Raw genomic sequence first — 15,385 nt, 5'->3', positions numbered from 1 at the left:
GCCTACACCTGTGCCAATGTCAAACATTCTCGTTTCACAAAATCTTCCAATAGCGCTACCGCATGGTCGTTACCGCCAGCCGTTAGAAAGGTCTTCTGTACCTCCTTGGCGGCATTTCGATAGATGGGGTTTTCCAACAATTCAAACACGGTGTCCCGCAGCGCATCTATGCGCATACGTTTGTATCGGATGCTAAGCCCGCAACCCGCCTGCTCAATCAGTTTGGCTGTATGAAAATGATCATAGGCGATTGGTGTGATCAGCATGGGTAAACCATTTGTAAAAGTGTCGTTCACCGTATTGAAGCCCCCGTGGCAAATGACCATATCCATGTGTGGCATCAAAGCGGATTGGGGAACAAAGCCACTCACAATAAAATTGGAAGGCCATTCTTCAAATATTTCCGGCGGAGTAGCGGCAATAATTGTCACCGGCTGATCGGCAAAGGCCTCGATCAGTTTGCCGAAAAATGCTTTTCGAATATCTACGAGTAGAGTACCTAAGGATACAAATATTTTTGGAGTAGTGCTGGCGGTCAAACGTTCCCAGTCAAAAGGGGTATTGTTTGGACGACCTTTGACCGGTCCGACAAATTTCATGTGTGGTGGTACCGTTTCAAAACCAGCAAAGGCTTGTGATGTAAATATCAGGTTGAGCTGATGAGAATGTATAAAGATTCCTTCATCATAAATTCCCACGACCTTTTGAAGGTCTTTGATCAGATTTTGCTGCCACTCAAATATCTTAGGAGCACTCTTCTCCGTGTCGCCCATGACATCCGGTGGAACGGGCGTTGTTGTCACACAAGGGATCTGATGTTTATGCGCGAATAGTGCGCCTCCAAAGGTGATACAGTCGTTTACGATCACATCAGGTTGCCAATGGCTGAGAAGACGTTCCAATCCCGGCATCATCATTTTTGCGATCGGGACATAGGTTTCTTCCAACGCCAGTTTCATGACTTCGGGGCCCGAACAGGAGGGACCATCATCCTGACGTTTCAATAGCTGTTGGAGTTCCTCCTGAAAAGGTACTAGATCCGCTTCAGGATAGATATAACTTCCACCTTTAGGGATATGATGATCAGCTAATGGCGTTATGCCAAACCACCGGACTTCATGCCCACGGGCAAGTAGGCTTGCACCTACACTTAATGTTGGGCTGATGTGTCCAAAAAATGGTGGAACAACAAAGAGAAACTTAGCCGGTACATCCGCTCTTGAAGCGATAGGAGCGGCAGTTTGTTCCAAGAGGTCTGCAGCGGTTTTCGTGCCACCCGCATCGACAAAAGATTGACGTACGGTATGTGCAGCTTCACGATAGGTTGGATTATTCAAGATGGTATGGACACTATCTTTTAAATGATGTGCTTTAAAGCGATTGAAATTCAGTCGTTCACCGGCGCCGGTACGCACTACGCGACCCGCGACATGCGACTGGTCGTAAGCGATCGGGATGACTACAAGTGGCAGACCCTGTGAAAGAGTTTCGGAAACCGTATTATGGCCACCGTGGCATACAACAGCATCCAGATATGGTAGCAGATCCAATTGTGGGATTTGTTGATAAATCATGAAGTTTTCAGGCCAGGCATCAAATAGCTGCGGATCTGAAACAACGACGACAGTCAGCTCTTCTCCCGCAAATGCATCGATAACCTTTTGGAAAAATGCTTTCTTATGGTCGTGATCAAAGGTAGTACCAATACTGACCAGGATTTTTTTTCGATTACTAGCATGTAGTTTATCCCAGTCAAATGCAGCCGATACCCGACGTTCAGCCAGGACAGGTCCTGTGAACTGATAGTTTGAGCTGAGATCCATCTCACCAAAGAAATAACGGGATGTTAAGACAAGCGTAAGCAAATCCGAGCAATCCAAAGATTTATTTCCCGTTACCCCGAGTTCCTGTTGCAAAGCAATGATCTGCTTTTCTTCCCATTCGTGTACCTTTGGAAGTTCACTGACAATTTTAATTGCTGCTGGAGCCGTGACAGTGGTCGCATAGCGGAGTCCCAGTTTTTTTGCAGCGATGGATGCCGCAAATAATTGATGGTCACCAATCACCAGATCCGGTGCAAATGTTTCTAATAAGGTAAGGATACCTTTATAGCAATGTCTATTTAAAGGGATAAGTACATCTTCATAAAGAAACTTGATGCTATCAATACCATAGACGATCTTTTTTGAAATGATATCGAGGTACTGTTCACTTTCTTTTTTTTCTTCATCCGTCTGGTCATATTGAATAAGCAAAAGCCTTCCGCCCGTTGGAAGTTTATCAGTTAAGTTTTTGTCAAGACTGACCCAGGCCACCTCATGTCCTCTTTCCAATAGTTCAGCACCAATGCTCAACGTCGGATTGACATGACCTGTCAGTGGGGGGACAACAAACACAAATTTAGCCATGGTTTTGTAATAAGGGGTTAGATAAAAAATCAACGATAGTTTCAGCTATCTGTGTAGGTTCTTGTATGGGAATATTGTGATCTCCCGGAATTAGTTCAAGTTGAGCACCAGATATTTTTGTTTGCAGCCATTCCCCCGTTGGTTTACAGTTTGATGTTTCTCCATATAACAGTAAGGTGGACGGTGGCAATGCTGTTGCATCCATTTCATGGAGGAAATATTTTTCCTTAATCATATCAGCTTTGATGCTCGTCTGGTTGAATAAAAACTCGTAAAGGCGATGATTTTTTTCAAATTGTCGCTTACCCATTTTCATTTTTGTTGTATCGGTAAAATTGGCAATATAATGTTCCAAAAATTCCTTACTATACTCATCGATGATGTTACGTGCTTTCTCATCCTGTGGATCCGGAGCCTCCATAACGACGAGTCGTTCCACACGGGTTGGGATCTGCAATGCCGTTTTAAGCGCAATTAGTCCACCAAAACTGTAACCCAGCAGATGGACGTTTTGAAGTTGTAGACTATCCAACAAAGCAATCAGATCCGATGACATATTTTCAAGATCATAGCCTTCCGATACAAGTTCACTCATGCCATGACTTTTGAGATCATACATGACCACGTGGAAATGCTGCGCTAGGATCGGAGCAATATTAAAATAGTAAATAGAGAGGTTGCTGAACATGCCGTGGATCAGTACCACGGTATGTTCAGCACCTTTATTTAGTTCTTGTATGTGAACCTTTCTGTTGTTGACCGTAATTATTGGCATTCGTAGATATAATTGATGATCATACGGAGGTCAAGATTGATCAGTTGATCCAGGTCCATCGAAGATAACCAGCCTGTGAAATCAATCTGGTCACCAAAATGTGCTTTGATTTTCTCTGAAAAAGAAACAATTTCTATGCTGTCCATTTCAAGATCCTTTGTAAAGGAACTTTCTGGTGTGATATCCATCTCTTCTACAAATTCTTCGCCGATAACTTCTGTTATAAAGCCTTTTAATAAAGAGAATAATTCTTCGTGATTCAATTTTGATGTCGTGTTTACAGTGTCCATCCGATAATATAATTTTGGTGTTTGATCGTTTTTATTTCTATTTGATTGATCCAGAGATGATCTCCCTGGATGCGTTCTACTTCATATCTTTTTGGGTTGCCCTGTAGGCCAGTCCCCAGAAATTTTCCGTAAGCTTCTTTCGCTACCCAAAAGCGGGTTGTCCATTCGGTCTGTTCCCTGTCTTTTAGCAATTCCATTTCAGCATCGGTAAAGACCAGTGGGTAAAAACCTGCACTGCGCTCCTCGATGAGTTCCATGTCAATGCCTACAGGGTGGCCTTGGCGGGCGATAGCCACGGCATCTTTTCCCTTGTGGGCCAGTGAGACATGAATATCTTTAGTCGCATCGCCCAGTAGATAAGGTTTACCGACTTCATCCGAGCGGATCTCAAACGTAATGGGATAGCAGGGATGGTTTTTCTGATGGTTCAACAGCTGGCGTACAGCATCTTTTACCGCAACACGGCTTACCATCCAACTTTTTCTGCGGTTGGGCAACAATTGTTGGTAGTGCTGTTTTTCCGTTTGGTTGAAATAGCGTTTCAGGATAAAGTCCCAGGAAGCTACACGGGTATAGGCTTGGTGGAAAAAGAAAACAGCTGGTGCGATTTCCGCTGAGAGACGGTTGTGCAATGGCGACATGGAAACATTCCATAATGCTTCGTCGATTTCCAATCGTCTATTTTGCCAGCCCCTGATCGAGCACCATGCTTTCCCGTTTCGTTGGAGCGTTATATTTGCGATAGCAAATTCATCGTTCAGATCAGTCAACATACAGGTGCACTCGAATAGGCCATCTTGGTCACGCATATCGTCGAAAAACTCGATTTCTTTGATTTTAACAGGAAATGCAATGCGATCTTTTGTCAATGTAAGCTGAAGCCACAAACCGAACAATTGTCCCGCATTATCCAATAGCGAGCCCTTTCCACCATTGCCCTTGATCTTGCCAATGATACCTTTTTTACCTACAGCGGTTACCTCCATAATCCCTTGATAGGCTGTTCCATGGAACATATGCTTATCATAGATTTCTTCGGAAGTACGCGGGATGGGCAGGGGCTCACCTATGGAAAGATCAAACTCTGGTGCGACGGGATATGCCGTAGACAGCGCTACCTCTGCATTTGCAAAATTCTCGATATCCAGATAGGCAAGTTGAGCGGAACGCCATTCGCCATTGACCATTTTCTCAAAAGGTTTGGCTACATTCATCCATTGGAACACACTCACGTGCATGATCTTATGGATCTTGGTAGCAGGTTGTTCTGCCTGAGCGATTTCGGCCAGCAATTCAAAAATCATGGTCATCGGGATCACCGGTTCCATGTCCGCTACTTCTGGCCATCCCTGTGGTTGTCGCAGCAGACTATGATCGATCAGGTAGGGATGGCTGTCCAAATTAACCTGCAGCATTTTTGAAAAATGTCTGTCTACAGGTTTTTCTACAACAAGAGGTTTGGCGACAGTTACTGCACTGCTAGGAGCAGGTCGGTTCTGAAAGAGTGTCAATACTTCTTCCTGCATCCGGATCATATCGGCGATATTCTCCTGAAATGCCTGTACCAATGGATGATTGCTCTTTACAGCTGTTCCCGAGGTCAGTTGTGGCTGTACAGTATCAAAAGATTTTCCTAAGCTCTTGACCGCGTCGAAATTACGGACGATAGGCGAACCGAGCTGTAACTTCATGCCTTTGTTTGTCGCCTTTTTTATATGGTTTTGTACCGCCAGAAAATCCAGTGCCACTGTTTTCCCTTCTACAAATAAAGCCGCAACGACACGTTGTAGCTGAGCAAGCGCCGAACGTGTTACCACACTGGATGCTAGGGTGCTGAAAGCTTTTCCCTTTAAGGTATCGTCAATAAAGCCGATCAGTCCACCAGTACCCACTTGGATAAAGAACCGGACTCCCTCGTCATAAAGCTTTTCCGTTAGCTCGCGGAAACGGACCGGTTGTACAAGGTGTTCGGCACTCAATTGGCGGATGGCCTGTTGATCCGATGGGTAGGGCATTAGCGTGGTGGCCGACCACAAAGGGATCTTGGTTGGCTGAAATTGTACTTTTTCCATTCCTGCTAGGATCAGATCGAGCTTGTCTGCCACAAAAGGTGAGTGAAAACCCGACTGGAATGGCAGGATCTGATGAAATATCTGTTTCGCTTTCAACTGAGGTACAAGCTCTTCTAGAGCGGTATTGCTGCCGCATAGAATGACCTGATGTGGACAGTTGTCATTGGAAACATAAATATTGGGAATGTTGGTAATCAAAGGTGTAATTTCCTTCAGCCCGGTTCCGATGGCAATAAATTTGGAATCCTTGAGTTCAAAAGTCTTTGGGTGAAGGACATCAATAAGATCCTTGACCGAACTTGCTTCAGCTAGTTCCGAAGAATAGCCCGCCAGCCATTCACCTAAACTATGCCCAGCATTCATGTCCGGATATACCCCCAGTTTTTTTAGTGAATTGTCCAAAATGCTGCAAGAATTGAAAATAGCCAATGCATCATTCAGCAGTCCTTCACCTTCGGTTTGTATAGGTGCTGTCAGTCCAAAATAACGGCTGACCGACTCTACCTCTCCCTTGGCTAAGCCATCTAAACCAGGGAAGACGAAGGCAACCTTGCCACCCTCTTGTAATAATGGGGTAGAGGTATACCAGATATCCTGCTTGTTGCGCCAGGCTTTATCTTTAGAGACGATTTTGATTGCCTTTTCAATCCTTTCTGGGGTGGGATCAAATAGGGCGAGACGATAATTGCCTTCACCCACTGTTGTGTCGTTATGCTGTAAGGCAGAAATTAATTCCGCATGTGTTGGTCGGGCAAGTAACAATACGGGATCTTTTTTAGGCATATCATAGCCTGTTAAAACTACGTGCGCGTTAATACCGCCGAAACCAAAAGCATTTACCGCGGCCACTTTGGGCAGACCTGTCTTTGACCAGCTTTTTGCTTCCTGTACTGGAGCAAATCGCGTTGTCAGCATATCAGCGGTCGGGTTTTCGCAATAAAGGGTTGGTGGTAGTGTATCGTGATGTAGCGCCAAACAGGTTTTTATCAGGCCCGCTATTCCTGCCGCAGGCATGGCATGACCAATATTGGATTTGACCGAACCGATCCCAGCAACTGGCGCAGCCTCTTCTTTACCGAAAAACTGCGACAGTGTCTGTAGTTCAGTTTTATCTCCAAGAGGTGTCCCTGTACCGTGTGCTTCCAGATAGCCGATCTGTTTTTCGTCCAGTTCAGCATTTATCCAAGCCTGTTGTAAAGCTTTTAATTGTCCTTTCACCGATGGACTCATGACACTTGTGCCATGACCATCGCTACTTACGCCCACACCTTTGATGACAGCATAGATTTTATCCTGGTCATGTACAGCATCTTCGAGTCGCTTTAATACAACAAAACCACAGCCTTCACCGATTAGTAAGCCATCGGCATCCATGCTGAAAGGTTTGATCTGCTGGTTGTGAGAAAGGGCACCCAATTGCGCAAAGATGCTCCAGAAAGCAGCATTTTGCCCTGTATGTACACCTCCAGCAATCATGATATCACTACGGCCACGCTGCAGTTCCTGTACAGCATGGTCTACAGCGATCAGGGCGCTGGCACAAGCAGCATCTACAGTAAAAGCCACACCGCCAAGATTGAAGCGGTTGGCAACAAGCGAAGCCACAAGATTAGGGATTAAGCCCATAGCCGTATCAGCGGCAAAGCGCCCCTTGCGTTCCTGGAATGCTTGCTTTACCTTTTCGATATCAGCGGCTGGCACCTGCGGTAAAAGTTCCTGTAAAAGGGAGGAAATCTGTTCGCCAGTACGTACGATTTCTATGGCACGGGTAGCCCCTGGGCCAGTATAATTTCCTTTCCCGATGACAATTCCCGCTTTTTCCAGTGATACCTGTTTTTGAAATACGCCGGCATCTTCCAGTGCTTTCTGTACCAGATCAAGCGTTAACAGGTGATCCGGCTCAGTTCCCTCAACAGCAAGTGGTAAAATGCCAAATGCTGTTGGATCGAACACATAGTCTGGGATAAACCCACCGCGTTTGCAATAAAAGCGATCTACAGTCCCCGGACCATCACTAAAATGGATAGGGTCAATGCGATCGGCTGGAGCAAATTCAGTGGAGTCTACCTTATTGATGATATTTTGCCAGAACATATTGGCATCCTGTGCCCCCGGAAAGACACAAGATAAACCAACGATGGCAACATTTGTTTTCTTCATAATCAATGGATATGACGGTTTACCAATTGTTGCCTGACATAATTAACACTTGGCTTTCCGTACCATACCTGATCTCGTTAAGGAAAATTTCTTTTCCTTCATCCAAAGGAATAAGAGAGATGCCACGGCGTTCATATTCTGTTTCCAACGTCTGTGAAACCATGCCAGCACCTTTCCAAGGTCCCCAGTTGATCGAAATAACCTTTCCTTTCAAGCGTTTATTCAGTACATTGGCATAGTCATCCAATACACTGTTTGCTGCTGCATAATCTGTCTGACCTTTGTTGCCATAAACAGATGCTATACTTGAAAATAAGACAACGAACTGGCAGTCTGAACGTAGTTGTTCCGCCAATACGCGTAATGGTTTTACTTTGGTATCAAAGACACGTCCAAAAGAACTGGTCGTTTTTTGTTTGAACAGTTTATCTTCCAACAAACCTGCACCATGGATAACACCATCGAGCTGTCCATATTGTTCATAAATCTGGTGGAGCAAGGCCGTTAATCCAGCCTCATCACAGAGATCCAATGATTCATAAACGACAGTATTTCCTAAGCGTTCCATATCGCGGATAGTCCGTAGGATCTGATTGTTCTTATAGATACGGAGGGTCTCTTTCTCAATTTGTGCTGGTGCATGGAATAGCCCTGATTGAATAAGATGAGCTCTGATCTGTTCCTTGGAGGTCATTGTTTCCAGTTCTTTCGAAATCGGGATGTCTTTTCTTGGATCTGCAGACCTGCCCACAAGGATGTAAGTACAAGGGTAGGAGGCCGACATGTGTTTTACCAATTCAGAGGTGATACCCTGTCCACCACCAAGTACAAGTACAACAGATTTTTGATCCAGTTGGATTTGCACTTCTTCGTTGCCTGTCGACAGTGGTGAAGGGATGATATCGACTGTATGACGTTGATCATTCTTGTAGATAACCTCTACGGTTTTATCGGTTGTCAAGATTTCTTTTAGTGCGATTTCAGCGATCTGATCTGTTTCCTGTGGTGTGCTTAAACTGATCAATCGACAGCTGGTCTGTTCAAACTCACGAGCTAGACTTTTAAACAGTCCAGGGTAACCCTGGTAATGGCGTAAGGCATGTGTATCATTTGTTTTTTCGACATGTGCCGGAATATCGGAGATTAAATAAACCCATTTGGCCCTGTCCAGATCCATTTTTTTGATTAGATCAACTTGATCTATAATATTATGTTGTACTGGTGCTGAAAATATGTCGGAGATAATTAGCCCGTCGAAGACAGCAAGATCATTTTCCGGATTGACCAGTTCAGCGATAGCACCATGTTTTTCGAGCATGGTTTTGATGGCCATCGTCTGTTGCCCATGATCAGGAGCAATGGCAAAACGTTTGCCCTGTAGAATTTCTGTATCTTGTGCTGAGGTCGCATCTGCTGGTGTCAGGTCAAAACGAAGTCTAGACAAAAGGCTCTGTTCAGGAGCTGTATCGCTAACTTCACTGATCCATGAAGCAAGACCGTTAAGAGTTTTTATCGCTGCTAAGGTTTCCATTAGATCTTCGGCATGTTCGAGATCCTCACCAAAGCCAATTTTGGTCTTCAGTTCAGCAATGATTTCCATCCGTTTGATAGAGTCTATGCTCAAATCCGCTTCCAGGTCCAAATCCAATCCTAACATTTCTTTGGGATAACCGGTTTTTTCACTGACGATATCCAGTATTGCTGTTTGTAATTCCGCAAGGGAGAGTGCAGACTGATTTGATGTTGTGGGTGTCGATACTGCTGTCTGTGCGCTTGTTGCGGGCACTGCTGTTGCACCGCTGAATTCTGTTAACCAGGAAACCAGGCCATTTAAAGTTTTTATGGCAGCCAATTGTTCCATGATTGTATCTTCATTTGAATGATCGAACTTTAGTGTTCCGAGCTCTGTACGCAATGTTCCGATAATTTCGACCCGCTTGATTGAATCAATGCTGAGATCGGCTTCCAGATCCATTTCCATACCCAACATCTCGTGTGGATAACCGGTCTTGTCGCTTACTACCTGTAACAATAAAGTTTTAATGTCTTTAGTTGCTGTTTGTACGGCTGTTGCGACAGCGGAATTTTCGCTGAGTGTGGGTTGAACGACAATCGGGGTTGAACGATCTGCAGTCACATTTGGTGTAGGACTTGAATAGACCGGCATAGGTGCTACTTGTGGGTTTTGCCCCAAAAAGGAAAGCATGACATCACGTTGCGCCTGGATCAGCATTTTCATGCTGTTTAAATATTCTTGCAGCATACGCTCAGCAGCAGGTTGTGCTTCTGTTGTTGCAGCTATAGGGTTGTTAAGGTTACTCATTTTAATGGGGCTTACTATTGGCAATGCGCCATTGACAGGTAGTGTTCCTGTCGTTGGATGTGCAGCTTGTCCATTGACACGCCAGATAGTAGGGTTTTTCTTATATAAGTTTGGTTGATCTAGCTGGATTGGTTGAATCTGACGGCCTTCAAAAAGTTTATCAATAGCGAAATTGCGACCAGTTCCCAAATATTGCGCAAGCATACAGAGCAGGTGCGTCAATTTGTTGCGGTTGCTATCCTCTATGTACAGGGTCAGTTGATCTTGCTCCAGACAAGATTTGGTCAGGCCCGTCAGTACTTTACCTGGACCTACCTCAATAAATATCCGTGCGCCATCTGAATACATGGCCTGAAGTTCCTCAACAAAGCGGACAGGCTGAACCAAATGATCAGTCAGTCTTGCTTTTATTTCGGATACCGAAGTAGGATATAAGCTTGTTGTTGTGTTTGACCAGACCGGTAGTTGCATTTCTTGGAAAGGAACATCCTTCAATACATTCGCATAAAGCTCTTTTGATCTAGCGACTAAAGGACTATGGAAAGCACAGGCAACCTCCAGCTTTTTAGCAGAGACCCGTTCCTGTTTTAACAGTTCCATGAGTTTCCCGATAGCTACTGTGCTACCAGCAACAACACATTGTGTCGGTGAATTGTAATTCACCGGATAACAGCCTTCCACACGATTGAGGAGTGCCTTCAACTGTTCCGCATTTGCGTTAACAGCAACCATGGTGCCGGGATCTCCATCTTCTACCGAATCCAGGATGGATTGAGCACGCTTGCTGCTCAGTTCGACTAATTGTTCTTCGTCAAATACACCGGCGAAACACAATGCCGGTAATTCACCATAGCTATGGCCTGCTAGCATATCTGGGACGATACCCAGTGACTGGAGGAATTTAGCTAAGGCTAAATCAACAATACCCAAAAGCGGTTGTGCTAGACGTGTATCTTTGATGGTTTCCTTTTGTTGTTTTAAAGAATCGGCATCAAACGTAGTTGAAGGAAAGACCACTTTTTCCAGTTCAGGATACTGGGCGATCAGCTTTCGCATTGCTGGGAATACCACAAAGAGATCACGAGCCATATTGATACGTTGACTACCTTGTCCTGGAAATAAGAATGCTGTTTTACCTTCGCGTTTATTGACTATAAAGGTGTCTTTGCTTTCAATGCCAGATAACACCAATTCGATTTTCATCATCAGGTCTTCGGCTGTATCGGCAACAATGCTGAGCTGGATTTCTTTTTCAGAAGCAACAGCTAAGCTGTAGGCGATATCTTTTAGCGGGAGGCTATCGTTGATATCTAACAGTGCTTTTACCTGACCCAATTGACCCTTAGCTTCGTCGTAGCTTTCGCCACGGAAAACGAACAGTTCTGATGGCCAGGATTGCAATGCGATTGTGCTATCTTCCTGTGGATGATTTGCAATAACAGCATGGAAATTTGTTCCGCCAAAACCAAAGGCGCTGATACCAGCATAACGTCTTTTTTCTCCCCATAAACCAGTTTCAGCATGGAAAGCAAAAGGACTTGTTTGCGCATTATAATATGCATTTGGCTGTTGGAGGTGAAGTGTTGGTGGTTTTACACCATGAAATACAGCCAGGGAAGCTTTGATCAGACCCGCCAATCCTGCAGCACATTTTGTGTGGCCGATCTGGGTTTTGACCGAACCTAAATGCGTTTGTGCTGGTAAGGCACCTGAACGGCTGAATAAATTAGTCAACGCACTCAGTTCTGTTTTATCACCAACAACTGTTCCTGTGCCATGCGCTTCAACCAGACCAACTGATGCTGCGCTGATACCCGCTTGGTTATAGGCACGTTCCAGTGCGCGTACCTGACCGATTTTTCGGGGAGCGGTGAGGCCTAGGGCTTTACCATCACTGGATCCGCCAACGCCTTTGATAACTGAGTAGATGCGGTCGCCATCGCCTACAGCATCTTCGTAGCGTTTGAGTACCAATATTGCTACCCCCTCGCCAAGGGCAATCCCATCCGCGTCACTGTCAAATGTGGCACATCGTCCTTTACGTGAGAGTGCATGTGTGCTGGAAAACATCAGGTAATCATTGATCCCATTATGGAGATCCACTCCACCCGCAAGTACCATATCCGATTTACCGAGAATAAGTTCCTGACAGGCTAGATCAATCGCTGCAAGGGATGAGGCGCAAGCAGCATCCACTGTGAAATTTCGGCCACCAAGATCCAGTCTGTTTGTGATCCGACCAGCGATAACATTTGCCAAAATACCGGGAAAGGAATCTTCTGTGGTATGAGGCAATGCTTCCTTCACTTCTTCATGAAGTTCTCCGAATACCTGTTTGTAATATCCTCTAAAGCTATAGCTGTTGGCAAGGTCGTTGCCACCTTCTGCACCGATAATAACGGAAATGTTTTCGCGGTTGATTTGTTTTTCGCCATAACCAGCATCTTCCATGGCACGCTTCGCTACCAATAGCGTCAGTAGTTGTGTTGGTTCAATGGCTGCGAGCGATTGCGGTGGAATACCGAAAGCTAAGGGGTCAAAATCAATTTTCGGAATAAAGCCACCCCATTTTGAGTGCGATACGTCTGGCCCATCTGCGTCTGGTTTGTAGTAAATAGCCTTGTTCCAGCGTTCTTCAGGAACTTCGGTAACGCTATCTTTTCCAAGGATAATATTGCGCCAAAATTCTTCCAGATTTTTGGCTCCCGGAAAAATACACTCCATTCCAACAATGGCTACATCCAACGGTTTTTCGTTGGAAAGTGGTTCTTCCGGTAATATTGCTTCATGGATATACTGCTGATTGTCGATGCCGACATGTTGATGCAGAGCATCCAGGGAGATCACCTTGTTCTGCATAGTTGCAATCTGGCCGATCATATACATGCCCAGGTCCAGTTGTTCGTTTTTAGGGATATTGACCAGTTGATCTCCTTGGCGGTCTACACCTTTAGCTGCAATGCGCAGACGGCCGACGTTTAATTTTTCGAGTTTTTCCCAGACTTCTTTCTTATCCACACCTGCAGTCAATAGCTTGGACTTTTCTCGATTGAAGTGTTGTGCAAAAGCCGTATTTAAGCAACGGGTTTCATGCCCTGGTGCTGTCTCCAGCAGGACAGTATCCCTGGCTTGCATGGCTTGCAGCTGAAATTCTTCCTGAATTGCACCTGTACTTACAGCCTCTTGCGTATAAAGATATGCTGTTCCCATCAATACACCGACTTTTACGCCTCGGGCCGCTAAGGGAGCTGCCATGATAGAAACAAATGCTGTTGAGAAAGCATTGTGTATGCCACCGGCAAAGAAAACACTGATCTGTTCTGGATGATCCTCTTTTAAGATGCGTTCGATCTGTTTTTCCCAGAGCACAGTGCTCGAAAGAGGTCCTACGTGGCCACCGCATTCGCGACCTTCGAAAATAAAATTTTTGGCACCCTCCTTTAGAAACATGTCGAGCAGGGCAGGAGATGGTACGTGTAGAAACGTTGTTATGCCTGCTTTTTCAAATACCTTAGCCTGTGCAGGTCGACCACCGGCAATCAGTACAACGGGAGGTTTGGCTTCCAGGATATAGGCTGTCTGTTCTTCACGCAATTCCTGTGGTGCAAAGCCTAAGATACCCACTCCCCAGGTTTTGTTTCCGGCGAGTTGTTTGGTTTCTATAACCAAGGTTTTGGCCTGTTCACCACGGAGCAGTGACAGGGCAACAAAGGGAAGTGCCCCAGCTTCCGCTACGGCATTAGCAAAAGCAGGGACATCGCTGACACGGGTCATGGGACCCTGTGCGATCGGATAACGTAGGCCTAGTTGTTTCGCTAATACATTGTCACGGTCAATCGGCTGTAACGCTTTCGCCTGCTTTAAATGGCCGTACATGGCTTCCTTAAATCCGAAAATAAGCTTTTTCAGTGTTCTGAAATCTTCATAAAGATCAATGGCCAAGGAAATGTCTTGCCCCATCGGGATATAACTTGTAGCAGGATTCAGGTCGGTAAAATACGTTCTGAGTTCGGTCGTGTCAACTTCATCCGATAACGTCGGCGAGTTTGGTCGCACCAGCACGCGATGGTCGGCAATGATCTTGGTTTCCGTCCCGTTTAATTTTCCACAGAGCGTTTTGAAGTCCTGGGGAACCGAACATTCCGGAAACAGTGCAAGTTGGCTGTCCAACACAATTCCAGTGGCACCGAGGGATTTTGCGGCAGCAGCGGTATGCAGACCTATGCCGCCCTGTACCCATATAGGTATGGACTGGATTTCTTTGATAATCCGTTGGAAGAGTACAAACGTGGATTCGTATCCAACGAGACCTCCAGCTTCATTTCCTTTTATGATAATTCCTTTTGCGTTAAGCTGTTCCGCTTGTATGGCTTCTTCCAGACTGCTTACCTGATAAATTATGGACAGGTGCGGAGCTGTGGGAGCTGGGGTGCCAAAAGGAAGAATGACAGTGCTTACTTTCTCCGGAATTTCAAGGGATAGAAGTTTATCATTTGGAAAATAAATTCCATAAGTAAATATAGCAGTCTGATCAAGTTGATTCAGTGCTTCCTGAGCGCTGGGTAAGTCGTGTCCCAAACTTAATACGGGAAATGCACCCGCTTGATGGAGTTTAGGCATGAGATTGACGTCAGGCTTTTCAAAAGGCGTTAATCCAATAATGGTTAAATTTTTCATGCATTGATGATCTTGAAAATATAATAGCAGGAGATCCCATAACAAATATCAAAATCTTAGTGGTTTTGATAGGAGGGTTGTTATGGTAGAATAAAAGTAGTTAATTTCTATTATATTTTTAATAATAAAGGTAATTTGATAATGATTTTTTAACAAACAAGTAGTAAATGCTTGAGTATTATTAACCAAAAGGCTACAAATTTATTGAAATTCAACCTGAGGTCGCTTTTTTGTGCTGTGTTTTGAGAAAAATAAATATTTATTTTATGTTTGAATAACTAAAGGGATAATTTTATCTCATAAAGCTTTTTGAGTTATGTTTTATAACAATAGGTTGTCATTTTTGATTTTTACATTATGTTATGCACGATCCTTTTTTGGCCTCCGTAAAGCGAATAAAGCTTTTTGGAATGTAATTATCCTGCTTCGCATATTGATTTTATATTTAACTTAAAAGTTAAATATAAATAATCGTTAATATCTTTCAATAGATCAGCTGGTTACTTTTATTTTACATTTATGCTTGCAAAGAATTCCTAATAAGCGTATATTTGTGCCACACAAAACAAAGGTGATACCTTTTCGGGGTGTAGCGTAGCCCGGTATCGCGCCACATTTGGGATGTGGAGGTCGTAGGTTCGAATCCTGCCACCCCGACTGAAAAGCTCTAACGAAAGTTA

The 15,385-nt window shown here is 44.6% G+C and carries 5 protein-coding genes and 1 tRNA gene; 1 reads left to right on the top strand and 5 read right to left on the bottom strand.

Translation table 11 applies throughout. The features are described 5' to 3' along the window. Positions 1 to 2 precede the first annotated feature (2 nt). From AC07UV_RS22605 to AC07UV_RS22585, 5 genes are read right to left on the bottom strand one after another with little or no spacing between them, the layout of a single operon-like run. Positions 3 to 2,408: a glycosyltransferase gene (locus AC07UV_RS22605; protein WP_495185392.1), complete on the bottom strand. Its 2,406-nt coding sequence runs from the start codon at positions 2,406 to 2,408 to the stop codon at positions 3 to 5. After that, complete coding sequence (locus tag AC07UV_RS22600; protein WP_495185391.1) at positions 2,401 to 3,183, bottom strand: alpha/beta fold hydrolase; 783 nt, start codon at positions 3,181 to 3,183, stop codon at positions 2,401 to 2,403. The genes AC07UV_RS22605 and AC07UV_RS22600 overlap by 8 nt, the downstream gene beginning before the upstream one ends. Further along, complete coding sequence (locus AC07UV_RS22595; RefSeq protein ID WP_104385668.1) at positions 3,174 to 3,473, bottom strand: acyl carrier protein; 300 nt, start codon at positions 3,471 to 3,473, stop codon at positions 3,174 to 3,176. The genes AC07UV_RS22600 and AC07UV_RS22595 overlap by 10 nt, the downstream gene beginning before the upstream one ends. Next, positions 3,461 to 7,705: a type I polyketide synthase gene (locus AC07UV_RS22590; RefSeq protein WP_495185390.1), complete on the bottom strand. Its 4,245-nt coding sequence runs from the start codon at positions 7,703 to 7,705 to the stop codon at positions 3,461 to 3,463. The genes AC07UV_RS22595 and AC07UV_RS22590 overlap by 13 nt, the downstream gene beginning before the upstream one ends. Before the next feature lie 19 nt (positions 7,706 to 7,724). After that, entirely contained in the window at positions 7,725 to 14,705 is a 6,981-nt protein-coding gene (locus AC07UV_RS22585) for an SDR family NAD(P)-dependent oxidoreductase (protein ID WP_495185389.1), read from the bottom strand. A 583-nt stretch (positions 14,706 to 15,288) separates the two neighbouring features. Here AC07UV_RS22585 and AC07UV_RS22580 point away from each other — a divergent pair. After that, positions 15,289 to 15,362: transfer RNA gene (locus AC07UV_RS22580), tRNA-Pro, on the top strand. Positions 15,363 to 15,385: the final 23 nt, after the last annotated feature.

Source organism: Sphingobacterium sp. GW821-FHT03E03, from assembly GCF_059420745.1.
The sequence above is the reverse complement of the archived record's forward strand: the minus strand, read 5'-3'. Positions and strand labels throughout refer to the sequence as shown.